This is a genomic window from Arthrobacter rhombi (genome assembly GCF_039526245.1).
Taxonomy (GTDB): domain Bacteria; phylum Actinomycetota; class Actinomycetes; order Actinomycetales; family Micrococcaceae; genus Arthrobacter_H; species Arthrobacter_H rhombi.
This window is the reverse complement of the sequence record NZ_BAAAIV010000001.1, coordinates 100,540-126,385: the sequence shown is the minus strand read 5'-3', so window position 1 is coordinate 126,385 and position 25,846 is coordinate 100,540. Positions and strand designations below refer to the sequence as shown.

At 68.0% G+C, this 25,846-nt stretch carries 27 protein-coding genes; 10 read left to right on the top strand and 17 right to left on the bottom strand.

Features of this window, described 5'->3' with window-relative positions; all coding sequences use genetic code 11:
* Positions 1–132 precede the first annotated feature (132 nt).
* The 3 genes from purH to ABD088_RS00625 all read right to left on the bottom strand — a co-directional run bounded on the left by purH (position 133) and on the right by ABD088_RS00625 (position 4,065).
* Complete coding sequence (gene purH / locus ABD088_RS00635; RefSeq protein ID WP_343899384.1) at positions 133–1,797, bottom strand: bifunctional phosphoribosylaminoimidazolecarboxamide formyltransferase/IMP cyclohydrolase; 1,665 nt, start codon at positions 1,795–1,797, stop codon at positions 133–135.
* 121 nt (positions 1,798–1,918) lie between these two features.
* Entirely contained in the window at positions 1,919–2,587 is a 669-nt protein-coding gene (locus ABD088_RS00630; RefSeq protein ID WP_343899383.1) for a DUF4303 domain-containing protein, read from the bottom strand.
* 206 nt (positions 2,588–2,793) lie between these two features.
* Positions 2,794–4,065: an Nramp family divalent metal transporter gene (locus tag ABD088_RS00625; protein WP_343899382.1), complete on the bottom strand. Its 1,272-nt coding sequence runs from the start codon at positions 4,063–4,065 to the stop codon at positions 2,794–2,796.
* Between the two features lie 204 nt (positions 4,066–4,269).
* Here ABD088_RS00625 and ABD088_RS00620 point away from each other — a divergent pair, with 204 nt between their 5' ends.
* The 3 genes from ABD088_RS00620 (at position 4,270) to ABD088_RS00610 (ending at position 7,256) form a co-directional block, all read left to right on the top strand.
* Positions 4,270–5,619, top strand: coding sequence for an MFS transporter (locus tag ABD088_RS00620; protein ID WP_343899472.1), 1,350 nt, complete (start codon positions 4,270–4,272; stop codon positions 5,617–5,619).
* Between the two features lie 93 nt (positions 5,620–5,712).
* A complete protein-coding gene (locus ABD088_RS00615) occupies positions 5,713–7,023 on the top strand; it encodes a S8 family serine peptidase (protein ID WP_343899381.1) in 1,311 nt (436 codons plus the stop codon).
* A complete protein-coding gene (locus ABD088_RS00610; protein ID WP_343899380.1) occupies positions 7,020–7,256 on the top strand; it encodes a hypothetical protein in 237 nt (78 codons plus the stop codon). The genes ABD088_RS00615 and ABD088_RS00610 overlap by 4 nt, the downstream gene beginning before the upstream one ends.
* A 14-nt stretch (positions 7,257–7,270) precedes the next feature.
* Here ABD088_RS00610 and purN read toward each other — a convergent pair whose 3' ends face one another.
* The gene (gene purN, locus ABD088_RS00605) at positions 7,271–7,849 is read right to left on the bottom strand and encodes a phosphoribosylglycinamide formyltransferase (RefSeq protein ID WP_343899379.1); all 579 of its coding nucleotides are present in this window, start codon (positions 7,847–7,849) and stop codon (positions 7,271–7,273) included.
* A 44-nt stretch (positions 7,850–7,893) separates the two neighbouring features.
* On the opposite strand from purN, the gene ABD088_RS00600 reads away from it, so the two are divergent.
* Positions 7,894–8,298, top strand: coding sequence for a hypothetical protein (locus ABD088_RS00600; protein WP_343899378.1), 405 nt, complete (start codon positions 7,894–7,896; stop codon positions 8,296–8,298).
* A complete protein-coding gene (locus ABD088_RS00595; protein WP_343899377.1) occupies positions 8,295–8,849 on the top strand; it encodes a DinB family protein in 555 nt (184 codons plus the stop codon). The genes ABD088_RS00600 and ABD088_RS00595 overlap by 4 nt, the downstream gene beginning before the upstream one ends.
* Positions 8,850–8,878: 29 nt before the next feature.
* Here the strand turns inward: ABD088_RS00595 and ABD088_RS00590 are convergent, their stop codons facing one another.
* A complete protein-coding gene (locus tag ABD088_RS00590; protein WP_343899471.1) occupies positions 8,879–10,129 on the bottom strand; it encodes a cell division protein PerM in 1,251 nt (416 codons plus the stop codon).
* A 269-nt stretch (positions 10,130–10,398) separates the two neighbouring features.
* On the opposite strand from ABD088_RS00590, the gene ABD088_RS00585 reads away from it, so the two are divergent.
* The 4 genes from ABD088_RS00585 (at position 10,399) to ABD088_RS00570 (ending at position 15,294) form a co-directional block, all read left to right on the top strand.
* On the top strand, positions 10,399–11,616 hold the full coding sequence (locus tag ABD088_RS00585) for a glycosyltransferase family 4 protein (protein WP_343899376.1): 1,218 nt from the start codon (positions 10,399–10,401) through the stop codon (positions 11,614–11,616).
* Between the two features lie 129 nt (positions 11,617–11,745).
* Positions 11,746–12,618 (top strand): shikimate dehydrogenase, encoded by an 873-nt coding sequence (locus ABD088_RS00580; protein ID WP_343899374.1) that lies wholly within the window; start codon positions 11,746–11,748, stop codon positions 12,616–12,618.
* Positions 12,619–12,621: 3 nt separating this feature from the next.
* Positions 12,622–14,481, top strand: a complete 1,860-nt coding sequence (locus tag ABD088_RS00575; protein ID WP_343899372.1) for a bifunctional sugar phosphate isomerase/epimerase/4-hydroxyphenylpyruvate dioxygenase family protein — start codon at positions 12,622–12,624, stop codon at positions 14,479–14,481.
* 27 nt (positions 14,482–14,508) lie between these two features.
* Complete coding sequence (locus ABD088_RS00570; protein ID WP_343899371.1) at positions 14,509–15,294, top strand: IclR family transcriptional regulator domain-containing protein; 786 nt, start codon at positions 14,509–14,511, stop codon at positions 15,292–15,294.
* Positions 15,295–15,303: 9 nt separating this feature from the next.
* Here ABD088_RS00570 and ABD088_RS00565 read toward each other — a convergent pair whose 3' ends face one another.
* Positions 15,304–16,122, bottom strand: coding sequence for an aldolase/citrate lyase family protein (locus tag ABD088_RS00565; RefSeq protein WP_343899370.1), 819 nt, complete (start codon positions 16,120–16,122; stop codon positions 15,304–15,306).
* Positions 16,107–16,892, bottom strand: a complete 786-nt coding sequence (hpaH, locus tag ABD088_RS00560) for a 2-oxo-hept-4-ene-1,7-dioate hydratase (RefSeq protein WP_343899469.1) — start codon at positions 16,890–16,892, stop codon at positions 16,107–16,109. Before hpaH ends, ABD088_RS00565 begins: the two co-directional genes overlap by 16 nt.
* A gap of 298 nt (positions 16,893–17,190) precedes the next feature.
* Between hpaH and ABD088_RS00555 the strand changes: the two genes are divergently transcribed.
* Positions 17,191–17,388: a CsbD family protein gene (locus ABD088_RS00555; RefSeq protein WP_343899369.1), complete on the top strand. Its 198-nt coding sequence runs from the start codon at positions 17,191–17,193 to the stop codon at positions 17,386–17,388.
* A 140-nt stretch (positions 17,389–17,528) separates the two neighbouring features.
* On the opposite strand, the gene ABD088_RS00550 is transcribed toward ABD088_RS00555, so the two are convergent.
* The 10 genes from ABD088_RS00550 to ABD088_RS00505 all read right to left on the bottom strand — a co-directional run bounded on the left by ABD088_RS00550 (position 17,529) and on the right by ABD088_RS00505 (position 25,844).
* On the bottom strand, positions 17,529–18,152 hold the full coding sequence (locus ABD088_RS00550; RefSeq protein WP_343899368.1) for an FMN reductase: 624 nt from the start codon (positions 18,150–18,152) through the stop codon (positions 17,529–17,531).
* 78 nt (positions 18,153–18,230) lie between these two features.
* On the bottom strand, positions 18,231–18,443 hold the full coding sequence (locus tag ABD088_RS00545; RefSeq protein ID WP_343899367.1) for a hypothetical protein: 213 nt from the start codon (positions 18,441–18,443) through the stop codon (positions 18,231–18,233).
* A gap of 204 nt (positions 18,444–18,647) precedes the next feature.
* On the bottom strand, positions 18,648–19,904 hold the full coding sequence (locus tag ABD088_RS00540) for an ABC transporter ATP-binding protein (RefSeq protein ID WP_343899366.1): 1,257 nt from the start codon (positions 19,902–19,904) through the stop codon (positions 18,648–18,650).
* A 31-nt stretch (positions 19,905–19,935) separates the two neighbouring features.
* Complete coding sequence (locus ABD088_RS00535; protein WP_343899365.1) at positions 19,936–20,778, bottom strand: carbohydrate ABC transporter permease; 843 nt, start codon at positions 20,776–20,778, stop codon at positions 19,936–19,938.
* Positions 20,778–21,734, bottom strand: a complete 957-nt coding sequence (locus ABD088_RS00530) for a carbohydrate ABC transporter permease (RefSeq protein WP_343899364.1) — start codon at positions 21,732–21,734, stop codon at positions 20,778–20,780. The genes ABD088_RS00535 and ABD088_RS00530 overlap by 1 nt, the downstream gene beginning before the upstream one ends.
* A gap of 46 nt (positions 21,735–21,780) precedes the next feature.
* Positions 21,781–23,094: an extracellular solute-binding protein gene (locus tag ABD088_RS00525; RefSeq protein WP_343899363.1), complete on the bottom strand. Its 1,314-nt coding sequence runs from the start codon at positions 23,092–23,094 to the stop codon at positions 21,781–21,783.
* A 198-nt stretch (positions 23,095–23,292) separates the two neighbouring features.
* Positions 23,293–23,583 carry a hypothetical protein gene (locus tag ABD088_RS00520; protein WP_343899361.1) on the bottom strand — a complete coding sequence of 97 codons (291 nt, stop codon included), beginning with the start codon at positions 23,581–23,583 and terminating at the stop codon, positions 23,293–23,295.
* Positions 23,561–23,779: a hypothetical protein gene (locus tag ABD088_RS00515; RefSeq protein ID WP_343899359.1), complete on the bottom strand. Its 219-nt coding sequence runs from the start codon at positions 23,777–23,779 to the stop codon at positions 23,561–23,563. The genes ABD088_RS00520 and ABD088_RS00515 overlap by 23 nt, the downstream gene beginning before the upstream one ends.
* An 80-nt stretch (positions 23,780–23,859) precedes the next feature.
* Positions 23,860–24,114, bottom strand: a complete 255-nt coding sequence (locus ABD088_RS00510) for a DUF7218 family protein (protein ID WP_343899358.1) — start codon at positions 24,112–24,114, stop codon at positions 23,860–23,862.
* Positions 24,115–24,206: 92 nt separating this feature from the next.
* Positions 24,207–25,844, bottom strand: a complete 1,638-nt coding sequence (locus ABD088_RS00505) for a molybdopterin-dependent oxidoreductase (protein WP_343899357.1) — start codon at positions 25,842–25,844, stop codon at positions 24,207–24,209.
* Positions 25,845–25,846: the final 2 nt, after the last annotated feature.

Genomic DNA, 25,846 nt, shown 5'->3' with positions numbered 1-25,846 from the left:
GATGTCGAGGGCATCACCCCACCGGATGAAATCCGCTTTCGGGGGTAGGCCCGCAGGACAACGGCCGATCCCCCGCGGTGCGGGGAATCGGCCGTCTGGTACGTGGTGCCGGCGCCGTGGGACGCCAACCCGTTAGTGGAAGAAGTGCCGGGCTCCCGTGAAGTACATCGTGACGCCGGCGGCCTGTGCCGCGGCGACGACTTCCTCATCCCGGATCGAACCACCGGGGTGGACCACGGCCTTCACGCCGGCATCGATGAGGATCTGCAACCCATCGGCGAACGGGAAGAACGCATCGGAGGAGGCGACGGCACCGCGGGCCCGCTCCTCGGAGGATGCATCCGCTGCCCCGGCGGCGCCACCGGCGGCATCGACGTCGGAGTCCACGGAGACGCCGAGCGTGTTGGCACGCTCGACGGCCAGCCGGCAGGAATCCACGCGGTTGACCTGTCCCATGCCCACGCCGACGGTGGCACCGTCACGCGCGAGCAGGATGGCGTTGGACTTGGCGGCCCGGACGGCCCGCCAGGCGAAGACCAGATCGGCCAGGGTGTCCGGGTCCGCGGCCTCCCCCGCTGCCAGCTTCCAGTTGGCCGGATCGTCGCCGTCGGCATCGATCCGGTCGGAGGCCTGCAGCAGCATGCCACCGGAGATCTGCTTGTACTCGACGCCGTCGCGCTCATAGCCGGCCGGCAGCTGCAGCAGGCGGATGTTCTTCTTGGCCTGGAGGATCTCCAGGGCGGCCGGCTCGAAGCCCGGCGCGATGACCACCTCGGTGAAGATCGAGCGGATCGTTTCGGCCATGCCTGCGGTGACGGTGCGGTTTGCGGCGATCACTCCGCCATAGGCAGAGACGGGATCGCAGGAGTGGGCCTTGCGGTGCGCATCGGCGATCGGGTCATCGGCACCGGGGGTGGCGACGGCGACCCCACAGGGGTTGGCGTGCTTGACCACGGCTACTGCCGGTTCGGCGAAATCGAAGGCGGCGCGCAATGCTGCGTCGGCGTCGATGAAATTGTTGTAGCTCATGGCCTTGCCGTGCAGCTGTTCGGCCTGGGCGATGCCTGCGGGGGCCGACTTGTCGACGTACAGGGCGGCCGCCTGGTGCGGGTTCTCCCCGTACCGCAGGGTGTCGGCGCGCTCCAGGGCGACACCGGCGTACGGCGGGAACTTCGCCGGGGCCTCGTCATCACCGAACTGGGCGGCGGTCCAGCTGGCAACCGCCGTGTCGTAGGCGGCCGTGTGGGCGAAGGCCAGCGACGCGAGGCGACGGCGGGTCTTCAGATCGAAGCCACCGGACTGGGCGGCCTCGACGACGTCACCATACTTGGCTGGATCCACGACGACGGCGACCGACGGGTGGTTCTTCGCGGCGGCACGGACCATGGAGGGTCCCCCGATGTCGATCTGTTCGACGACGGCGTCCTGCCCGGCTCCGGACTTCACGGTGTCCACGAACGGGTACAGGTTGACGACCACCAGGTCGAAGGGTTCGATGCCCAGGTCGGTCAACTGCTGGACATGCTCCGGCAGGCGGCGGTCGGCCAGGATACCGGCGTGCACGCGCGGGTGCAGGGTCTTCACGCGGCCGTCCAGGCATTCCTGGAACCCGGTGACCTCGGAGACCTCCGTGACCGGAACGCCGGCTGCCGCGATCTTCGATGCGGTGGAACCGGTGGAGACGATGGATACGCCGGCCGCGTGCAGGCCGCGTGCCAGGTCCTCGAGCCCGGTCTTGTCGTAGACGGAGATCAGTGCCCGGCGTAGCGGAACACGGTCAAGGGCGGTTTGGCTCACGAAAAGCTCCCTGGGAAATCAGCGGTCGGGGGATGCTGCCCACTCTACCGTCCAGCCTCTTCCCGGAGGATGTTTGTTGCATCCACCCCCAGGGCGGAGGCGGGCCCGCCATCGTTGGCGTTCAGGCGACCAGATCGGGAAAATGTCGGGAAAGCTGCTCGGGTGTCAGGCAACGCCGCAGCAGTGCGTCCGCATGGTCGTCGTCGGAGAGGTATACGACGATGTCGGCGTTCCGTCCCACGGCCAGCTCCTCGCGCAGACTCGTGGTGACCGAGAGCAACAGCTCGTAGAAACGACGGAGTGTCGGTTCCCAGCCCGCCGACTCGGCGACGCGGGTGAGTGCCTGACTCCAGAGTTCGGCAGCTGATTCGTCGAAGAGTTCCATCGAGCACCAGTGCCAGTCCGGTGGGTTCCAGCGGGCCGAGTAGTAGCTGGAGTCGGTCTCGGTGGCTTCGCCTTCTTCTTCCAGGCGATCCAGTTCCCCGTCGATGTCGAAGTCGTCGTCATCTGGCTCTTCGTCGTCGTCCTCGTCGTCATCCGCGTCCGTCGCTGCGGAGGGGTCGTCGGCATCGGTCCCCAGGTTCAGCGGATCGGGGCCTTCACCGTCTTCCTCGACTTCTTCCGGTTCATCGGCGACCAGATCGGCCACCTCCACCGGGCCGCGGTCACGCGTCAGCGCCTGTTCGGAATTCAGGGCCAGGACCGGGAGTTCGACCCGGCCGCTGGGTTCGGTGGACACCCCATCGAGCGCCACCGCGTAGAACACGTGGTCGGGATGATGCTCGATCACGTCCCGTGCCTGTCGCAATGCCGATCGCCGGATTGCCTCTTCCAAAGCCGTCCAATCCACTCCCATGACCAGAGCCTACCCCCGACGGAGTCCCCTGATAAGGGACGCGACACGGCGCGGTGCCCCGCAAAGGCAGCGGGCGCCGGACGGCTCCCGAATCAGGATCCGTCCGGCGCCCGTGGGGTTCCGGTGGGGGTGCCGTGCCGTTACACGTACTTCAGGATGGTCGTCACCAGCTGGTAGACACCCAGCCAGATGAACAGCACCGCGGTGATGACCAGTGCGGTGTTCGTGTGCCAGCGGTTGCGCCACTCCCTGGGCACCCGGTCGGTGTTCAGCAGCGGCAGCAGCGTGATCGCCAGGAACGGCATGAACAGCGACCCCAGGACCCCGTAGGCCAGCACCAGGCCGATCGGCTTGCCCAGCAACAACAGCAGCATCGGCGGGAACGTCAGCCACAGGATGTAGAAGCGGAAGTACTTGCCGTGTGCCTGGGAGTCCGGGTGGTTGGATCCCTTACCGCGGATGTTGCCCCAGAAATCGGCGAACATCAGCGAGACACCGTGCCAGACGCCCAGGACGGAGGAGAACGCCGCGGCGAAGAAGCCGACCAGGAACGCCTTGCCGATGAAGGTCCCGTACTTCTCGTTCAGCACGTCCGAGAGGTCGATCAGGCCCTTGTCGCCCGCGTCGATGGTGACGCCTGCGGCGGCCACGACCTCCGTGCCGACGACCATCATGGAGATGACGAAGATGCCGGTCATGACGTAGGCCATGGTGTTGTCGATCCGCATCACGCGCATCCATCCGGGTTTGACCCAGCCCTTCTCGCGCAGCCAGTACCCATAGGCCGCCAGGGTGATCGTGCCGCCGACACCGCCGGCCAGGGCCAGCGTGTACAGCACGGAACCGTGGGGCAGATGCGGCACCAGACCGGCGAGCATGGCGGGAACATCGGGGACGGCGATGATCGCCAGGCCGACGATCGTGATGAACATCAGTCCCACCAGCACCGCGGTGATCTTCTCGAACACCGAGTACCGGTTGAACCAGACCAGCAGGCAACCGGCCAGCCCGGTGCCGATGGCGAAGACGTTCTGCGGGACGCCGGGGAACAGTGCGGCCAGCGGCAAGGCGGTGGAGGCCATGGCCGAGGCCCCGTAGATGAAGCCCCAGATGATGATGTAGGGCCCGAAGTACCAGACGGGCCAGCGGCCCAGCGTGCGCCAGCCCTCGAAGATCGTCTTGCCGGTGGCCAGCGAGTAGCGTCCGGCACCCTCGACGAGGACGATCTTCAGGATGACGCCGATGACCAGCGCCCAGAGCAGCCCGTAGCCGAACTTCGAGCCGGCGACCAGGGTCGAGACCATGTCGGCGGCCCCGACGCCGGTGGCCGCGACGACGAGTCCCGGACCAATGATTTTCCATTTTTTGGGGGGTTCGAGCTCGACGCCCCGTTCGGTGGTTTCCTCTGACATGGTGTGCAGGTCCCTTCAGGCGTGCGGCAGTGCGCGCCAGGTGTGTGGTGATCGCCACCTACTGTAGTGCCCCCGTTCTCATCGGCCCAGACCATGTCGACGTCCCCGGCGGCGGTGCAGCGGCTAATCTTGAGCTGGGTGGCCCGCCTGCGCGAGCGCGTCGCCGCCCTTCCCAGCCGCACGATCCGAGGGGACCCCTACGCCATGAACGAGTACCGCACCCTGCGCACCGGGGACGCGATCGTCCAGAACCTGCCGTGGCGGTGGGGCGTCCAGGGCCGGATCTTCGTCATCGGCGGGCTCGGCTTCATGTTCGATGCCTGGGATGTCACGCTCAATGGCGCCCTCATCCCGCTGGTCATGCAGGAATGGGGTCTGGAGCGCACGACGGCGGCATGGCTGGGTACCGCGAATCTGATCGGCATGGCGCTGGGAGCCTTCCTGTGGGGCACCATCGCCGACCGGATCGGGAGGCGTCAGGCCTTCACCTGGACGCTGCTGATCTTCTCGATCTTCACCGTGCTCGGGGCGGTATCCCCGAACTTCATCTTCTTCGCCGCCTGCCGTTTCCTGGCCGGCGTCGGACTGGGCGGCTGCATCCCCGTGGACTACGCGCTGGTCGGCGAATTCACCCCGGCGAAACAGCGGGGCCGGGTCCTGACCGCCATGGACGGCTGGTGGCCGATCGGCGCGGCGGCCGCCTTCTTCATCTCGGCCCTCATCCAGTCGGGCACCGGGAATTGGCGGCTGATCCTGCTGGTCATGGTGTTGCCGGCCCTTCTGGTGTTCTGGATCCGCCGTTCGGTTCCCGAGTCACCACTGTTCCTGCTGCGGTCCGGACGACAACGGGAGGCATCGGCAGTGATCGATGACCTCGTGCGCCGCACCGGTGCCGCACCGGAGCCCTATACGTTGCCCGATGCTGCCACGGTCCCCACCCTGTCCGCCGGATCCTGGCTGGACCAGCTGCGCCGCGTCTGGGCCTTCAACTGGCAGATCACCGCTGCCGCATGGTCGCTGTTCCTGACGGTCCTGCTGGTGTACTACCTGGCCCTGACCTGGATGCCTTCCATCCTGCTCGACGCCGGCATGGCCGAGTCGGCCGCCTTGTTCAGCACCGCCGGCATGGCAGCGGTCGGCTTGGCCGGTGTGGCGGTCGCTGCCCTGCTGGTCGAACGAGTGGGGCGCAAATGGCTCCTGGGTGTGACCGGGCCGCTTGCCGCAGTCGTCCTGGTGCTGGTGGCCCTGTCCCTGTCCCAACCCCGCATGGCGGTGGCCTGGCTACTGGTCTTCGGGTTCATCATCCAGATCGCGATCCCCGTGCTCTACGCCTACGTCTCGGAGCTGTATCCCACGGAGCTGCGGGGTTCCGGGTTCGGGTGGGCCTCCAGCTTCAGCCGCCTCGGCGCCGGATTCGGCCCCCTGGTCTTCGCCTGGCTGTGGCCGGTGTTCGGACTGGCCAATGCATTCCTCGCCGCCGGTGCGCTGGTCCTGCTGGCCGTGATCTGGATGGCGCTGCGAGCCCCCGAAACCCGGGGTGCGGAGCTGGGCTAGCGGTCCCACTGTGGCCATTCCCCCTGCCGTTTCACCGGGCTACACTGGCCACCATGGGGAGCACTCCCCGGTGACGACGGTGGAGGCAGCGCCATGTTGGATCCAGATTTTTCCGGCCAGCCCGGTGAAACAACCGGCCGCTACATTGCGGTGTTCGATGACGACGAACCGAACCCCCTGGAGGTGCTCGCCGCCGGCGGTTTGACCCGGGTGCTCGATACTCGCGATCTGACCGGGGCCGCTTCCCCGGACGACGAACCCTGGCAGGGTACCTACTTCGCCCAGTTGGGCATGGCCGTGCTCACCGCCCAGGAGGCCCAGCTCAATACCCTGCGCGCGCAGTCCACCGAGCCCGGGCGCGGCATGAAGCTCTATCCCGAGCTCATCCACCACGTCCTGGAGCCCTCCACGGGCCGGCACCGTTCCGCGGCGGCCCCCGATGCGGCCCCCGGAGGGAGCGAGGGCGGAACCCCCGTGCCACCTGCGGAACCGACAGCATCCTTCGCAGACACCGACCAATTCACCTGGGGACTCCAGGCCACCGGCGTCTCCACCAGTGCAGCCCTCGGAGCGGGCATCAAGGTCGCGGTCCTGGATACGGGCTTCGACATCGGACACCCGGACTTCGCCGGCCGCACCGTCGTCACCCAATCCTTCGTCGACGGCGAGGACGCCCAGGACGGCCACGGGCACGGGACCCACTGCATCGGCACGTCCTGCGGACCCCGCTCCCTGGAGTCGGGACGTGGATACGGCATCGCCGCGGAGGCAGACATCTATGCCGGCAAGGTCCTGGGCTCCTCGGGCTCCGGTGGCGACGCGGGCATACTCGCCGGCATCGACTGGGCCATCACCCAGGGGTGCGCCGTCATCTCCATGTCCCTCGGAGCCGATGTGGCCGAGGTCCACCCTCCCTATGTCGCCGCGGGCAAGCGGGCCCTGGCCCAAGGCACGTTGATCATTGTCGCCGCGGGAAACAACGCCCAACGTTCGGCCGGCAACCCCGGATTCGTGGGGACCCCGGCAAACAGCCCCTACATCATGGCCGTCGGAGCCGTCGACCAGACGCTGGCGATCGCCGATTTCTCGGCCCGCTCCGGAACCGCGGACGGAGGGCAGGTGGACGTGGCCGGCCCCGGCGTGGACGTGTATTCTTCCTGGCCCATGCCCCAGCGCTACAACACCATCAGCGGCACGAGCATGGCCACCCCACACGCCGCGGGAATCGCAGCCTTGTTGGCGGGGACCACCGGACTGCGGGGTCGCGAACTGTGGGCCGAGCTGGTCCAAGGCTGCCAGCGGTTGGAGGCCGCCTCGGTGGATGTCGGTGCCGGGTTGGTCAGGGCCCCGCAGGACACCACCGCCGCGCCGGATCCCGGGACGCCCGGAGATGCGCCGGCATGATCGAGCGCATCACCGTCACCGTTGCCGAGGAGTATGCGGACCGGACGGCCGACGTTGCCGCCCGGTTGCGCGATGCGGGGATGACGGTCGAACGGGTCTTGGGTGCCGTGTCCATGGTCACCGGAACAGTGGAGTCCGATCGGCGCCCGGCGCTGGAGGCCATCGGCGGGGTCGCCTCCGTGGAGACCGAACGCCTCTACCAGCTCCCCGACCCCGGCTCCGGGCTGCAGTAACGCGGCCCGTGCGGCTATGAACGTGCGCGCTGCCCCGCTGCCAGATGCGCCAGCGTCTCGATCAGCAGGGCCCGCTCGGCGACCTTGATGCGTTCATGCAGGCTCTCTTCGCTGTCGTCGTCGAGCACCTCGACGGCCCGTTGGGCCAGGATGGGGCCGGTGTCCACGCCGGTGTCGGCGATGTGGACGGTGCACCCGGTGACCTTGACCCCGTAAGCCAATGCGTCACGCACGCCATGCGCCCCCGGGAAGGCGGGCAGCAGTGCCGGATGGGTGTTGATGTAGGTGCCGTCAAACGCCGCGATGAACTCCTCGCCGACAATGCGCATGAAGCCCGAGGAGACCACATAGTCCGGCGCGTAGGACAGGCACTTCTGCGTCAACGCATGGTTCCACTCAGCCCGGTCGGTGTAATCGCGGAACGGCACCTCGAACGTCTCGAGTCCGGCGGCCGCCGAGCGCGCCACACCCCCGGTACCGGCACGGTCCGCACCGACGGCGGCGATCTCGACGTCGAGCCCGCCGGAGGCCACGGCGTCGATAACGGCTTGGAGGTTGGAACCGGTACCGGAGACAAGGACTACGATGCGCATCCTGCAAGTTTAGGTGCTGCCCGGCGCCCGACTAGGCTAAGGACATGCCTGCACCCGAAGAGGACGCCCCCGCGCGTCTGGCCGCCGTCAGCGGATGGGTCCGCGCCATCGTCCTGCTGGTCCTGCTGGCCTACCTGACCTCGTCCATCGCCCTGCCGTGGAAGATCGCCTCGGTCGCGTTCGGCTGGGCCGGCGTCGTCTGCGGGATCATCGCCTCCGTGAAGGTCCTGCGGCGCAAACTCCCCGGGGTCCTGCGCATCACCATCCCGCTGGCGACCCTCGCCTGCCTGCTGTTCACCATCTCGACCTCGACCCAGGTCCTGTTCTACCAGCCGACGGCCGACTACGAGCAGTGCCTGGCGAGTACCGTCACCGACCGCTCCCAGGCACAGTGCAAGCATGACTACGAACAGAAGCTCTCGACCTTCCAAGGAGTCATCGGAACATGAGCCCCGAAGCATCCGCCCGCCAGGACGGACCCGTCCAGCCCGAACCGGATACCAAGGACTGGACGTGGACCATCACGCGTCGCTGCGACGAATGCGGCACCGATGCCTCGGCCCTGAGCCCCCAGGACATCGCCGCGGCCCTGCGCGCCACCTTGCCCCGCTGGGCGGAGGTGCTGCGCCGCGAGGACGTGGCACGGCGCGACCATCCCGCCAGCTGGAGTCCGTTGGAATATGCGGCCCACGTGCGCGACGTGTTCAAGGTGATGCACTACCGCCTGGACCTGATGTACATGGAAGACGAGCCGACTTTTCCCGACTGGGACCAGGACGCCACCGCCGTCGAGGACGATTACGCACACCAGTCACCGCAGGTCGTGGCAACGCAGCTGGCTGCCGCCGGCCGCGGCCTGGCCGACGCCTTCGACGCGGTCCTGAACCGCGACCTGCACCGACGCGGGCTCCGGGGCAACGGCTCCGAATTCACGATCCAGACGTTGGCCCGCTATGCCTGGCACGACGTCGCCCACCACCTGCACGACGTCGGGGCCTGAGCTTTCCTGCCCGTTCCCCCGGGAGGGACTCAGTCCTCCAGGACCGGGTCGCGCTCCAGGAACGGGGCCACGAGGTAGCCGATGATCACGCCCAGGCCGACCTCTCCGGTCAGCAAGACGGCGGTCATCCACACGTCGGGGCCCAGTTCCGTGAGCCGGCCGATGCCCAGTGATCCCCCGGCCAGCCAGCTGCCCAGCAGCGAGACCACCCCGGCAACGGCACCGATGAACAGGCCCAGCAGCAGGGTCGATACCGCCAGTGCCACCCACCGCACCTTCAGCCGGATGGAGATCCAGTCCTCGAAGTGGTTTTCGCCCTCGCGCAGGAACCACCAGCCCGCCAGGATGCCGGCCAGCACGGGCAGGAGCATGAAGACCCACGCGGAGTCCAGGTTCCCGGCCGGCAGCGCCCCGAGCACCGGCATGGCCGGCACCGGGCCAACGGCGGTCCCCAGCGGCCCCAGGGTGCTGCCCACGCCCAGCGCGATGCCGCCGCCGCTGATCCAGGCCAGCGACCACAGCACCAGGTTGGGGATCACGCCCAGCTGGGCGATCGTCAGCACGGCTCCGCCGATGGGGCCGGGCTGGAGCTGCTGGTAGATGTTGGAGATCTCGAGCCACCGCATCACCAGGGACACGGTCAGGCCCAACGCCGCCAGGCAGAAGGTCGCGGCGTAGCCGACCATCCCGGCACGGATGACCGACCAGAGGTAGGAACCGGCCCAGCGGGAGTGCTGGCTGGTGGTGGCGACCCATTCGACGAAGTCCACGCCGACGAGCCGGCCCCAGGAGCCGGCCTCACGCCGGGCTCCGACGATGACGCCCAGCCCCGCGGGGATCAGCGGAATCAGCGCCGCGGCGCCCAGGTTCACCCCGACTTCCTCGGTGGGCACGGCGAAGCCGGTGACCAGCCCGACCAGCAGGTAGGCACCCAACGCCCCCGCGATGCCCTGCCACAGCTGGTCGGTATAGGAGGCGCGGGCGATCCGGCGCCCGGATCGCCAGGCCAGGAAGAACGGGATGAGCGTGAGTCCCAGCGGGATGAAGCTCAGCAGCCCGGTCACCACCACCGGCGAATCGCTACCCGCCGACAGGTTCAAGTGCAGCGGCACCCCGTGGATGAGCAGCCACACCTGGCCACACATGCGGAACACCGAGTCCAGCGTGCGCTGGGCGAATCCGTCGGAGAACCACACGGCCATCAACGGAATGACCACGAGCGCAGCAGAGAAGAACGCACACTGGATGAACTCCAGGGCACCCTGGAGCCAGAGCGGCATGGGGATGCCCTCACGCCATGATTCGCGCAGGGAATCGACGGTCGCGCTTCCGCGACCCGTGGTCTTCCCCGCTGTCTTCCGCTGGCCGGAGCCGGACTGCTGCGCTTTTTTCATCGTCTCAATCGTGCCACCTGAGCCCCCGGATCCGCGCCAACGACGCGACCCGGGCACCGGGTACGACGGCGGCACGCACCCGGGTGCCCGGAAGTTCACCTTCCCGCCGCCACGAATTCAGGCGGGCATCATGCGGGCATCCCAGACTGTGGGGTGTGAGAGTCGTCGTGATCGCAGAGTCCTTCCTTCCGCACTTCAACGGAGTCACCCACTCGGTGCTCCAGGTCCTGGCGCATCTGCGCCGGAGAGGACACGAGGCCCTGGTGATCGCCCCGGCCGGCGGCACCCCGGAGGGCGCCCGCCCCGGGGAAACAGCGGCGCCGGGCGCCCGTGTCGCCGGGGCCCGCACGGTCAGGATCCCGGGTACCGGCGTCGAAATGGTGGAGGGCTTTTCCGTGGTCCGCCTGCCGTCGCTGCCGCTGACCGGCTACGCCAACGTCAGGGTCGCCGCCGGGACCGTCGCCCGCATCCGCCGGCTGATCTCCGGTTTCAGCCCCGACGTGGTGCACGTGGCCAGCCCGTTCGTGCTGGGCTGGCGAGCCATCCAGGCAGCCGGGCAGCTGGGCCTTCCGCTCGTGTCGATCTACCAGACCCAGGTGCCGGCCTACGCCACGCGCTACGGGGTGCCGTGGCTGGAGCCGGTGCTGTGGAACCACGTGCGGGCCATGCACCAGGCCTCCACCGTGACCCTGGCACCGAGCAGCCACTCGCTCGATGAACTCCAGCGGGCCGGGGTGCCCCGGCTGCGGATGTGGCGCCGCGGCGTCGACACCCGGCGCTTCTCCCCCACCCGGCGCGATGCCGCCCTGCATGCCCAGTTGGCCCCGAACGGCGAGCGACTCGTCGGGTATGTGGGCCGACTGGCCACCGAGAAGCAGGTCGAGGACCTGGCAGTGCTGGCCGATGTGCCCGGGACCCGGCTGGTCATCGTCGGCTCCGGCCCGCTGAAGAAGACGCTGCGCCAGCGCCTGCCCGGCGCCCATTTCGCCGGGTTCCTGGATGGGGACGAGCTGGCCACCATGATGGCCAGCCTGGACCTGTTCGTGCACCCCGGTGAATCGGAGACGTTCTGCCAGACCATCCAGGAGGCGATGGCCTCCGGATTGCCGGCGATCGCCGTCGGCCGGGGTGGCCCGGTGGACCTGATCGACGCCTCGCGCACCGGCTGGTTGTACCGGCCCGGGGACCTGCAGGGGCTGCGTGCCCACGTCACGGACCTGGCGCATGACGACGCCAAGCGCGCTGCCTTTGCGGCGGCCGCCTGTGCCTCGGTGCAAACCCGCTCCTGGGCCTCGGTCTGCGACGAGCTCCTGGTCCACTACGAGCGGGCCATCAACGTCAAGACCCGCAGCCTGCACGCCAGGGCCTCCTGACTTCACACCCCTGACCACACACCCCCAAGTGTGCGCAAAACGCACAACTGTACGTATTCCGTACACGGGTTTAGGATGGGATCCAGGTCACCTTTCGGTGGCGGATCCAGTCCCGAGCGAGGTTGAACGTTGAGCACCCCTGAACAGTCCTATCTGGTTGGCCTGATCGGCGAGGGGGTCGAGCCCTCCCTCAGCCCGCCGATGCACGAGGCAGCCGCGGACGCCCACGGACTGCGCTACCTGTACCGACCCATCGACCTGCTCACCCTGGGCCGCGAGGCCACAGCCGTCGGCGACCTGCTGCGCGCCGGCCGGGACCTGGGCTACAACGCCTTCAACATCACCCACCCCTGCAAACAGGTGGTCATCGACGAGCTCGACACCCTCTCCGACCATGCCCGCCGGCTCGGCGCCGTCAACACGGTACTGATCCGCGACGGCCGCTTCCACGGTGAGAACACCGATTTCTCCGGGTTCGGTTTCGCCCTGCGCACCGGCCTGCCCGGGGCGCCACTGGGCAGCGTGCTCCAGCTCGGCGCCGGCGGCGCGGGATCCGCGGTCGCCTACGCCCTGCTCGACGCCGGAGTGGGACACCTGGCACTGGTGGACACCGATGCCGGCCGCTGCGCCGAAAGGGCCGCCGCCCTGGCCGGGCATTTCCCCGACGCCTCCGTCACCGCCCATGCACCCGACGAGGTCCCGGCACTGCTCGAGGCTGCTGACGGCCTGGTCAACGCCACCCCCATCGGCATGCACCAGCACCCCGGCCTGCCGCTGGACACCTCCGCCCTGCGCCCGGACCACTGGGTCGCCGACGTCATCTACCGTCCCGTCGACACCGAGCTGATCCGCACGGCGGCGGCCCTGGGCTGCCGCACCCTGGACGGCGGATACATGGCCGTCGGACAGGCGGTGGGCGCCTTCACCCATATCACCGGGATCGAGCCGGACGCCGGGACCATGCGCGCCCACTTCCTGGACCTGATCGAACGGGGGCTCTAGGACATGCGCACCTCCATCGCCACGGTCTGCCTCTCCGGCACGCTGGAGGAGAAGATGCTCGCCTGCGCCCGCGCCGGTTTCGACGGGATCGAGATCTTCGAACAGGATCTGGTGGTCAGCCCCATGTCGCCCGAGGAGATCCGGGCGCTGGCGGACCGGCTGCACCTGACGCTTGACCTGTACCAGCCCTTCCGCGACGTCGAAGGCGTCGACGAGGCAACCTTCACCGACAACCTGCGCCGTGCCGAGGCCAAGTTCGAGCTGATGGACCGGCTGGGCATCGACACGATGCTGGTGTGCAGCAACGTCGGCACCGCCACCCTCGACGACGACGAGCTGGCCGCGACCCAACTGCGCCGCCTCGGCGAAGCCGCCCAACGCCACAGCATCCGGCTGGCCTACGAGGCACTGGCCTGGGGCCGCTACGTGAACACGTACCGCCATGCGTACCGGATCGTGGAACTGGCCGACCATCCGGCGGTCGGCACCTGCCTGGACTCCTTCCACATCCTCTCGCGCGCCGATGACCCGGCGGCCATGGCCGACCTGGATCCGGAGCGGATCTTCTTCGTCCAGCTCGCCGATGCCCCCGTGCTCTCACTGGACATCCTGTCCTGGAGCCGGCACTACCGCGTCTTCCCCGGACAGGGCGGATTCGACCTGTCGGGCTTCATGGCCCACCTGGTGCGCAGCGGGTACGACGGCGCCGTGTCACTGGAGATCTTCAATGACACCTTCCGCCAGTCCAACGTCCAACGCACCGCAGTCGACGCGATGCGCTCGCTGCTGTGGCTGCAGGACCGCACCGCTGCCCTGCTCGGCGAGGAGGCCTCCGGTCACCCGATGCGGCTGGCGTCCCTGCCGAGCGCCGCGGCACCCACCGGCATGGACTTCGTGGAGATCCACACCGAGGACGCCGAATCCGTCGCCGCACTGCTGGCCCAGCTGGGCTTCACCTTCGTGGGACAACACCGCCGCAAGCCGGTCCAGCTGTGGACCCAGGGGGCGGCCCGCATCATCATCAACGGCCAACGGGCCGCCGGCGCCGCGGCATCGATCTCCGCCCTGGGGTTCCAGGTTGCCGACCCGGACACCAGCATCGAACGGGCCCGCAGCCTGCGCGCGGCACCGGTCCCCCGGCAGAACACCGCAGACGAGGCAGTGTTGCGCGGGGTCTTCGCCCCCGATGGCAGCGAGGTCTTCTTCGGTGCCGACACCGCGACACCGACCTGGGCCGGGGAATTCGGCACACCGGTGGACCCGGGCACCGGGGAGGCACCGGCGTCGTGCCTGGTGACCGGGATCGACCACGTGAACCTGGCCCAACCCTGGCAGGCGCTCGACGAGGCGGTGCTGTTCTACGAGTCGGCGCTGCGCCTCTCCACCCGTCCGGCCACCGAGGTGCCCAGCCCGCTGGGGCTGGTCCGCAGCCAGGTCATGCGCTCCGATGACGGGGCCATCCGGCTGGCGCTGAACCTGGTGCCGCAGGCCCTGGGCGGCGGCCCGGGGCAGGGACGGCACCCGTATGCCGAGCACGTCGCGTTCGCGACCACCGACATCGTGGAGGTGGCCCGGCGGGCGCAGGATGCTGGCATGGAGTTCCTGCCGATCCCGGAGAACTACTACGCCGACGTCGCCGCCCGGTTCGGGCTCGAGGCGGGGATGCTCCGGACGCTGCGTTCGCTGCAGCTGCTCTACGATCGCGACGAACACGGCGCCTTCCTGCACTTCTATACCGGGACGGTGGGCCGGTTGTTCCTGGAGGTCGTGCAGCGCCTCGATGGGTACGATGGCTACGGTGCGCCCAATGCGCCGGTTCGGCTCGCCTCCCAGTTCGAGCACAACCGGTTGCGGGCGGGCTGACACCCGACCACGATGAGCGAGGATGCCATGACTGCCGAGACCGATGAAGCGGTGCCCGACTACTTCGTGAAATCAGCGGACAAGGTGCTGCAGATCCTGTTGGCGTTCACCTCGGCATCGCCGACGCTGACCGTCTCCCAGGCCGCGGCGGCGACCTCGATGTCCCGTGCTGCGGCCCGGCGGTTCCTGCTCACGCTCACCGACCTGGGCTACCTGGACACCGATGGCACCACCTTCACCCAGACCCCCCGCGTGCTGGATCTGGGGGCCAGCTACCTGTCCTCGCTGAACCTGCCCGACATTGCCCGGCCCCATCTGACCGAGCTGGCGCACCGGTTGGACGAGACGGCGACCCTGTCCACGCTCGATGGCCAGGACGTCATCTACATTGCCCGCGTCGCGGCCCCGCGCCTGCACAGCGTGACCGTGAACCTGGGCAACCGGCTGCCGGCGTGGGGCACCTCGATGGGCCGCGTGCTGGTCTCCGCACTGCCCGAGGCGGCACGCGAGCGCTTCCTGGCCGGAGCCGAGCTGGTCGGCTACACGGCCCAGACCATCACCAGCATCGACGCCCTGCGTGCCGAGGTCCAGTCCGTGGGGGCCCGCGGCTGGTCGCTGGTCTCCCAGGAACTCGACGTGGGCTTGCGCGGGCTGGCCGTCCCGGTGCGCCGCGGGGACGATGTCATCGCGGCGCTGAACGTCTCGATCCAGGCCGGCCACGCCGGGGCCCCCGATGTCGAAGCGGACCTGGTCCCGGTGCTGCAGGAGACTGCGGCCCGGATCGCCGAGGACTTCGGCGGCCGGACCGTCTGAGCCACCCGGTCAGTAGCTGGCCGGGTCCCCGGATTCCGCCGCCGGGTCCTGCGGGACGAATTGCGCCGCCAGGGCCTCGGTCCCCCGGGCCAGCAGCGCCACGTCGGCGCCGACTCCCACGAAGTCGACCCCGGCGTCCATGTACCGCCGCGCGCCGGCTTCGCCGAAGGCGTTGACGCCGACGAATTTTCCGGCAGCCTTCACCGCGGCGATCGTCGATTCCACTCCGGCGACGACGTCCGGGTGGTCCTGCTGGCCGATGACGCCCATCGAGGCGGCCAGGTCGGAGGGGCCGATGAAGATCCCGTCCACCCCGTCAACGGCTGCAATGTCCGCCGCGTTGGCGACGGCCTCGGCGGATTCGATCTGCACGATCAGCGTGATCGTCGACGAGGCGCGCTCCAGGTAGCCGGGGATCCGGTTCCACCGGGCGGAGCGGGCCAGCGCCGAGCCGACGCCGCGCACGCCCAGCGGCGGGTACCGCACGGCGGCCACGGCAGCCTGGGCGTCGGCGACGGTGTGGACCATGGGCACGACGAGCGTCTGGGCCCCGATGTCCAGGTACTGCTTGATGAGCACCGTGTCGTTCACCGCGGGGCGGACGACGGGCACCACCGGGTAGCCGCGCACCGCCTGCAATTGGGCCAGCACCGATTCCGGGGAGTTCGGGGAGTGTTCGGCGTCGATGAAGAGCCAGTCGAAGCCGGCGCCGGCGCAGATCTCGGCCACCAGCGGGGAGGCGGAGCAGACCCAGATGCCGGCCAGCGGGCGGTGGGCAGCGGCGAGGGCGTCGCGGAAGGACGGATCGGGGCTTACGCGAAATGGCATGTGATGGTCCCCAGTTCCCCATAGTCGGCGAAGACGGTGTCGCCCTCGTTCACCCACATCGGACGGGTGAAGGACCCGGCGAGGATGATCTCCCCGGCCTTGAGCCCGTCGCCGTGCGGGGCGATCTTGTTGGCCAGCCAGTGCACTCCGGACGCCGGGTGGTTCAGCACGCCGGCGGCGACGCCGGTTTCCTCGACCACCTGGTTCTTGTACAGGATGGCCGAAACCCAGCGCAGGTCCACCGCGTCCGGGGCGACCGGGCGGCCGCCGATGACCATGGCGCCCATCGCGGCATTGTCGCTGATCGTATCCACGATCGTCCGGCCCTCCATCTCGATCCGCGAGTCGAGGATCTCCAGGGCGGGGGTGACGTATTCGGTGGCGCGCAGCACGTCGAAGATGGTGGCACCGGGCCCGGTGATGTCGTCCTTGAGCACGAACGCCAGTTCCACCTCGACGCGCGGGTGCGTGTAGCGCTTCCACTCGATGGTGGCCGCATTCTCCAGCACCATGTCATCGAAGATGATGCCGTAGTCGGGTTCGGTGATGCCGGTGGCCGCCTGCATGGCACGGGAGGTCAGGCCGATCTTGCGTCCGGCCAGCCGCCGCCCGCTGGCCTCGCTGCGCTGGCGCCACAGACCCTGCACCCGGTAGGAGTCCTCGATGGTCATGTCCGGGTAGCGTGCCGTCAGCCGTTTCACCGGGATGCGGTTGCGGCCGGCCTCCACCAGTTCGTCGGCGATGGCGGTGATGGTCTCGTCGTTGAGCATGTCGACATGGGCCTTCCTGATCCTGCGGGACGACGGCGCCCGGTCCACCTGGTGCCGCGGCATCCCCGCTCGTCCTCACATCGTATACGATCTTGTGCGTGACGGGGGTCATAGTCAGGCGTCATCTGGCGGCCGCGGCGGCACATGTTCGCGCAGGGCCAACCCCGCTAGACGGATGCGCCGTACCGCGTTAGCGTGGAAAGCACCGTGCAGGCCACCCCGCGGTCACACGGCGTTGGACCGGCACGATGGTTCCGCGGAACCGCCATCTGAGCAGTACCGATGAAAGGAATGCACCATGGGACTCGGAGACAAGATCTCGAACAAGGCCGAAGAGCTGTCCGGCAAGGCCAAGGAAGGCTTCGGCAAGGCCACGGACAACGAGAGCCTCCAGGCCGAGGGCATGGGCGACCAGGCCAGCGCCGGGACCAAGCAGGCCGGCGAGCATGTCAAGGACGCTGCGAAGGACGTCAAGGACGGCTTCGGCAACAAATAGAGCACGACGGCGGCGCTGGATTGGCTCGCGGCTCCCACCTGTGAAGGGTTGTGGAGTAGCGGGCGTGCCTGGCGTTAGCGGTTGAGAAGTTGTGAGGGGGCGGACCCATGGGTCCGCCCCTCACGCACGTCCGGGCCCGGTCAGGCCCCGGGCTGGATGTTGGCCAGCAGCTGCTCGAAGGGCAGCGACTCCATCGGATCGGGACGCTGCGCCGAGGCGCGGACGCCTCCCAACGCGCGGGACAGTTCGGCGCCGACGCGGGCGGCGCGCTCGTTGAGCTGGCCTCCCCCGGTATCCCCACCCCAGTCCTCCGGGGCAGCGAAGACGGCGGTGGGCAGGGCGTTGGCCCGCAGGTAACTGAAGATCGGGCGCATCACGTAGTCGATCACCATGGAGTGGCGCGCGGATCCGCCGGTGGCCGCCAGGATCACGGGCTTGCCATCCAGGGCGGCGGGATCGAGCACGTCCAGGAACGATTTGAACAGCCCCGATACCGAGGCAGTGAAGACCGGACTCACGGCGATCAGCGCGTCGGCCCCCTCCACCTGCGCGATGACCTCGGCCAGCTGGGGAGGGGCATACCCCGCGACCATGGTCGTGGCGATGTCCACGGCCACATCTCGGAGCTCGATGATCGAGACCGTGGCCTCGACCCCATCGGCAGCCAGCGCCGCCACGGCGGCCTGGCCCAGCTGGTCGCCCAGCATGCGTGAGGTCGAGGGCGTTCCGAGTCCCCCGGAGATGACGACGATTTCAGTGGCCATGAAGGCTTCCTCCCGATTGGTTCAATGCGTTTGCATATAAAACCTCGGGGACCGTCGATCTATTCCCGCACGGTATCGCTAGTCCGCCGGGTGATGTGCACGCGAGGTGCCGGCGCCGGTTTCGGGCCGGGGCAGGAAGGTCAGGCTCAATCGCTTCACGATGCCGTAGGCCAGCATGTACAAGCCGATCAGGACGCCAAACCAGAGCGATCCAGAGGTATCGCCGCTGCCCAGTACCGCCGCGTTGAGGAAGGCGCAGGCCACGAGGACCAGCAGCCCTCCGGTGGCCATGGCGCCGCCTTGGATCCGCGAACCATGCGGGAATCCGCCCCGTGGGTGGCTGCCTGTGGGAATTGCGTTTCCGTAACCCATGACCCTCTCCTTCGAAAGCCGATTCGGCCCCGGACGAGCCGAATGGGTCCTTCCACCGTAGGCCCGACCCGCAGCGGAAACAAGGGACCTTCGCCCCCCAGGGGACATGCGGTACCCGCCGGCCTAGCCGGTCTGTGCTGCCTCGCGTCCGGCCCGCTCGATCTCCTCGGCACGTTCCCGGCTGGCTTCCTCGGTCAGGGCCGCACCCGCAGCGGCATCGCGGGTGAGGTTTTCCCCGGTTGCGGGGTCGAAAACGTGCAACCGGCGGGTGTCCAGCCACAGTTCGGCGGGCCGTCCGCCGCGGATCTTGCTGGCCGCATCGAGGGTGACCACGACCTGCGGGCGCAGTTCGTCGGCGTCCAGGTCCCGGGCCAGACCATCGAGCAGGTCCTTGACCTCGGGTGAGGGCTCGAAGTGGATGTAGCCGTACTGCTCGTTGCCCAGCCATTCGGTGTGGCTGGGTTCGGCGGTGAACACCGTGCCGTGGGCCAACTTCGATTCCTCCACCAGGGTCGCGTCCTCGAAGTACTCCGGTCGGATCCCCAGCAGCACCACGTCCTTGCCGGCGGCCTGGGCGGCCAGCGCCTCGGGAACCTCGATGTTGCCGATGGGTGTCTTGAGGATGTTGCCTTCGGCGGTGGCGGGCAGGAAGTTCATCGACGGGCTGCCGATGAACCCGGCGACGAAGAGGTTCACCGGCTGCTCGTACAGTTCACGCGGTGAGGCGATCTGCTGCAGTTCGCCCTTCTTGAGCACCGCCACCCGGTCGCCCAGGGTCATCGCCTCGGTCTGGTCGTGGGTGACGTAGACACTGGTGGTGCCCAGCCGACGCTGCATCTGGGAGATCTCCGCGCGCATCTGGCCGCGCAGCTTGGCATCCAGGTTGGACAGCGGCTCGTCGAAGAGGAATGCATCGGCCTGGCGCACGATGGCCCGGCCCATCGCCACCCGTTGACGCTGGCCACCTGAGAGGTTGCCGGGCTTGCGGTCCAGGTGGTCCGTCAGTTCCAGAGTCTTCGCAGCAGTGCGCACGCGCTCCTGGACGTCGTCCTCGCTGAACTTGCCCTTGGCCAGCCGGAGCGGGAACGCGATGTTCTCGAACACGGTCAGGTGCGGGTAGAGCGCATAGTTCTGGAAGACCATGGCCAGGTTCCGGTCCCTGGGGGCCTTGTCGTTGACCCGGCGGTCGTCGATGTACAGGTCACCGCTGGTGATGTCCTCGAGACCGACGATCATGCGCAGCAACGTGGACTTGCCGCAGCCGGAAGGCCCGACGAGGATCACGAACTCACCATCGGCGATGTCGATGGAGACGTCGTTCACGGCCGGGAACCCGTCGTCGTACTTCTTGACCAGGTTCTTCAGCGAAATCGATGCCATGGGATGTCCTCTGCTTTCTCGGGTCAGGGCCTCAGCCCTTGACGGCGCCCTGGGTCAGCCCGGAGACGATCTGGCGCTGGAAGCCCAGCACCAGGAGCACCACCGGGATGGTGACGATGATTGCGGCTGCGGAAATCGCGCCGGTGGGTGATTCGAATTGGGAGGCGCCGGTGAAGAACGCCAGGGCGGCCGGCACGGGCCGGGCCGCCTCGGTGGAGGTCAGCGAGATGCCGTAGACGAAGTCGTTCCAGGCGATGAAGAACGCGATGATCGCGGTGGTGAACACCCCGGGCGCGGCCAGCGGCACGATGGCCTTGCGGAACGCCTGCCAGGCGGTGGCCCCATCGACCTGTGCCGCCTGCTCGAGCTCCCACGGGATCTGCCGGAAGAAGGCAGCCAGCGTCCAGATGGAGATCGGCAGCGTCAAGGACAGGTACGGGATGATCAGGCCCAGCCAGGTGTCGTAGAGCCCGATGGTCCGCCACACGTTGAACAACGGGGTGACGATGGAGATCACCGGGAAGATGGACACGGCCAGCGCGGTGGTCAACACCAGCTTCTTGCCCGGGAAGTCCAGCCGGGCGATCGCATAGGCGCAGAGCGTGGCCAACACGACGGCGATGGCCGTGGCGATGAGCGTGATGCCGATGGAGTTGCGCAGCGAGGTCAGGAACAGCTCCTGGGCGTCGCCGACGAGGATCTGCTCGTAGTTCACGCCCGACCAGGTGGTGGGCAGCAACTTGCCGTTGGACAGGTCGCTGGGCTGTTTGAACGAGGTCGCCAGGATCGAGAACACCGGGAACAGTGCGTACACGGCGACGACGACGGTGATGATGATCCAGATGATCCGCGACTTGACGGTGGTCGTTTTCATCACTTGCCTCCCTGGGCGCCGGCGAGGTCGACCTTGAACAACTTGATCGCCACGAAACAGATGAGCAACACGCAGATGAACAGCAGCACCGATACCGCCGAGCCGAGCCCGATCTCCAGCCGGCCGATCGATGTCCGGTAGGCCAGCAGCGACAGCACCTCGGTGCCGTAGGCGCCGTTGGTCATGATGAACACGTTGTCGAAGATGCGGAACGCGTCCAGGGCCCGGAACAGCACGGCGACCATGATCGCTGCCTTCATGTTCGGCAGGATCACCCGCTGCATGCGCTGCCACCAGGTGGCCCCGTCGACTTCGGCGGCCTCGGTGAGCTCATCGGGGACCTGGGCCAGCCCGGCGAGCAGCAGCAGTGAGATGAACGGGGTGGTCTTCCAGATCTCCGAGGCCATGATCACGGATAGCGCGGTCCACGTGTCGGCGAACCAGTTCAGGTCCGAGCCGATCCCCGGCACCCAGTCGAACCAGTTGTTGACGAACCCGGAGTTGATGTCGAAGGCGTAGAACCAGGCGAACGCGGAGACCACGGTGATGATTCCGTAGGGCACCAGGATCGCGGTGCGCACGAACCCGCGCAGCGATTTCAGCGCCTTGTGCATCACCAGCGCCAGCGCGAAGCCGAGGATGAGCTCGACCACCACGGTGATGACCGTGATCAGCGAGGTGACGCCGAGGTCGCGCCAGAACAGCGAATCGGAGAGGATCACCCCGTAGTTCTTCAGCCCGATGAAGGCCTTGTCCCCGGGGGCGGTGAGCCGGAAGTTGAACAGGGAATCCCAGATGGCCTGCAGGATCGGATACAGGGTGACCAGCAGCATGACCACGAAGGCGGGTCCCGCCAGCATCCAGCCCAGCCGGCGTTCGGCCCGACGCCTTTCGGAGAGCACGACGCCGGTGCTGGCGCGGCGCTTTCCGGTGCGGTTCTGCACGGTGGTGCTCATGCCCGCACCTCCCCCGCCCGGACCGGCACGGCGTTGCTGATGCGCCTCATAGCAGCCTCTCCCCTCGCAGGACCTCGGTGATGAAGTCGGTGGTCGTCTTCGGCGTCGTCTCCGGGTCCACGCCCGACGGCGGTGCCCAGTTCTGCTGGATCCCGGTGGAGACCTCGTTGTAGTACGGCGTCTGCGGCCGTGGCGCGGACTGGCGCAGCGACTGGCGGATGGTGTCGGCCATCGGGAATTTCTCCTTGATGGACGGATCGTCATAGGCGGTGGAGTCCGACGGCGGGTTGCCGTTGGTCACGAAGTACTCGACCTGGTTTTCCGGGGTCACGATGCACTCGATGGCGTCGTAGGCCAGGCCCACGTGCTTGCTGGCCGCACCGACCCCGAGGTTGATCCCGCCCAGTGGCGGGCGGGATTCCTTGCCGGCCTCTGTTTGCGGGTACAGCGCCCAGCCGATGTCCGTGATCAGCGACTTCTCCAGGCTGCCCGCCTTCACGCTGGCGTTGGTGGCCGGCCAGACGAACGGCCAGTTGACCATGAACGAGCCCTTGTCCCCCTGGAACTGGAGCATCGCTTCGTTTTCTGCCTGGGTGGGCAGGCCGGGTCCGCCCAGGCCCTTCTTGCCGATGGTCGAGACGATTTCCGCTGCCTTCTTCCCGGCTGCGGTTTCGAGACCGAGCTGGACGTCGTCGGCGGAAGCCTCGGGGTTCTCCACGATGTGGCCGCCCCCGGATTCAACCAGGGCGTTGACCCATACCGTCATGGATTCCGCCAGTGCGCCCTGCACGCCCAGGTACTTCTTATCGTCCTGGGCCGCCTTGATGAGCTGGTCCCAGGTGACTGGCTTGGACATGTCCAGGCCTGCTGCCTTGGCCGCCGATTTGCGGTACCAGAGGATCTGGGTGTTGGCCCAGAACGGGACGGTGACCAGGGTGTCCTTCCACTTCGCGCCGACCAGGGCACCGTCGAGGGTGTGCTGGGTCGTCTTCTTCGCGGTGTCTTCGGGCACGGGGGCCAGGAAACCGGGTTCGGCGAGTTCCGGGATGAACGGCGGATCCAGGCTCATGATGTCCATCGAGGTGTCGCTGGCGGCCAGTCGCCGGGCGAGCTGCTCGCGCTGTGCTGCGGCATCGGAGGGCAGCAGCGTGGTCTCGATGCGGTACTTGCCATCCGCAGCGGCTGTGCACTTCTTCGCGATCGCCGCCTGGCCACCGTCGTCGGGGTTGATGTACCAGGTCAGCACCGGCGTTGAATCCGCCGGCCCGCATCCGGAGAGCAGCAGGGCCGACGCCGCGGCAGCGACACCAGCCCACCGTGCTCGACGCCGGAACCCGGCGCGTCTCGATTGTCCGTGCATCAGCAAGAGCCTCCCCGTCAATGTCGGCGGTGCCCGTACCAAACCAGTCCGGCAGGGCCCTGGACCTGAGACTATGCCCTGAATGTGCTTTGCGCCACATGTGAATCCTGTGGCGCGTGTCGTCCGCTGGGACACCACGCAAAAACCCGCCGCCCCATCTCACGGAGGGGGCGGCGGGCTGCGCGCTACCGGGACCGGTCAGCCGGCGTCGTACCGGTCCTCGTCATCGTCGGGACGCCGATCCGGGTCGTCGGCATCGTTGCCGCTGCCGTCGGGGACCTGCCGGTACTCGAGGGTGCGGATCGTCTCGTCGTCTTCACCGGGGACATCGACAAGTTCCCCCTCGGCGGACCCGCCGACGCTGCGGTGCTCCGCATCGTCGCTCCCCCGCCGATCGGCGCCGAGCGATGACGGATCCGAAGATACCGCCTGGTCCCGGGCCGGACCGTTCCCGCCGTTTCCTGGTTCAATCTTTTCGTGATCTGACATTCGTGCCACCTTCCTCAGGGAAATCAAGTGCTCCTGGACCGCGTAGTCGTCGATAGATGCCGTAGACCACCATGATGAGCCCCAGAATGACGCCAAGCCACACCGGGCTCGCCATGGATGCGCCGTTGAGGGCCTGGATCATGAGGTATGCGCCAAACACCACGACGACGATCACGCCGGCGATCGCCAGTTTCATGCCGGAGGGTTCCTTGCCTCGCGGCCAGGGGGAACTTCTCTTGTCTGACATAGCGTCTCCCACCTCTCCATACGGAAACTTCAGGAATTTCTCAGAGATTTGATCAACTGATCCTTGTTTTGGCCCGAGTAGCCCGACAATCCGATCTCCCGGGCGCGCGATTTCAACTGGTCGAGCGTCCAGTCCTCATAACTGCCTGACTCGCCACCGCGCTCTCCGACCTCATCGCGGCCGTCGCGTGCAGCTGCATTGGCTATGCGCGCGGCCTTCTGCTTCGAATTGCCCTCGTCGCGCAGTTCCTCGTAGAGATGCTCATCCTTGATCCTGTCAGCCATCTGGTGCTCCTTTCGGCAGCCGGTCCTTCCAGCCTATGCACCACATGCCCCAGGTCAATGCCCCGCGTCGTCGGAGCCTGATTGCCTTATCCTCAGCCCACCGTGAACTGAACCCGCTGCAGTCCGCTGGCGCCATTGGGCACCGGGTCGGCCCGCTCGGCAGTCTGGACGGTGCCGTGGGCATCGATGGCACGAACCATGACCGAATGGGTTCCGGCCTTGGCGTCCTTCCAGGCGTAGGACCACTGGCGCCAGGTGTCGACGGTGGCCTCGGCGGCCAGTTCGGCACTCTGCCAATCGCCGTCGTCGATCTTGACCTCCACCGCCTTGATGCCCGTGGTCTGGGCCCAGGCGGTACCGCCCAACATCACGGTTCCCGGGGAGACCGTCGCGAACGAGCGCGGGACGTCGACGCGGGATGAGAGCTTGATGGGGCCGTGGTCCGACCAGCCACGCGTGGTCCAGTAGCCTGCCTTGTCGGCGAATCGCGTCACTTCCAGGTCGACGACCCATTTGGTGGCCGAGACGTAGCCGTAGAGTCCGGGCACGACCATGCGGACGGGAAATCCGTGTTCGAGGGGCAGCGGATCACCGTTCATGCCGACAGCGAGCAGGGCGTTGCGGTCATCGGTCAACACTTCCAGGGGGGTGGAGGCACTGAATCCGTCGATGCTGGTGGAGAGCACCATGTCGGCCCCGGCTTGGGGCCGGGCCCGTTCCAGGACCTTGCGCAGCGGGTAACCCAGCCATTTGGCGTTGCCGACCAGGTCCCCACCCACCGGGTTGGAGACGCAGGTGAGGGTCAGCCACATTTCCTCGAGGTCCATGCCCAGCAGCTCATCGAAGCCGATGGTGAATTCCTCCTCGACCATGCCATGGACGCGCAGGCTCCAGCTCGCCGGGTCCACGCGCGGGACGGTCAGGGCGGTATCGATCCGGTAGAACTGGGCATTCGGGGTGACGAAGGCCGGCATGCCCTTCACCTCCGAGCCGACTCCCTTCGGCAACGTCATGGCGTTCTTCACCGGGCGCGGCAACTTCAGGGCCTCCCGGGTCGTTTCGGCGGTATTGCGGACGGCTGACAGTGCCCGCCCGCCGGTCAACAAGGCAGCAGCGCCCACGGCGCTGATGGCCGAGCCGAGCAGGAAAACGCGACGCGATGACGGCGTCGGATTGGTGGTCGCAGGGGTCCCGCGATCGGAGCTGGCGTTCTGCGCACCGTTGGACGTCACGGGAGTTGCACTCGCGGTGGCTGCGAGGGACACCAGGTACCGCAGGACGATGATGCCGGCGATGGTGCCGACCACGGTCGGGACGACGTCCAGGACCCCGGCGGCCGGCCGGGACAAGACGCTGGCCGACATGCCCACACCCAGGGCAACGATCACACCGGTGGCCGCCGCGGGGCGGGTGCGGGCCAACAGTCCGGTGCCCGCCGCGACCAGCGCGGCAACGACTCCCATGGAGACGAACAAGGCCAGCTTGTCTTTGGTGCCGAAGAGCCCAATGGCGAAGTCTTTCAGCCAGGGCGGGGTGATGTCGATGAAGGTCTGGCCCAGCGCGACCAACGGCGATGACGTCGTGGCGAAGAAGGCCGCGACGAGTTCGGCGACACCGAACAGCAGCGCCGCGGACACCAGCCCGGCGAGGGCGAAGCGCCACCATCTCGGCTGGTGCCGGATGTGGCCCGGACGTGCCGTGCGTCCCCGGGGTGTGGTGTTCGTGTCCATGG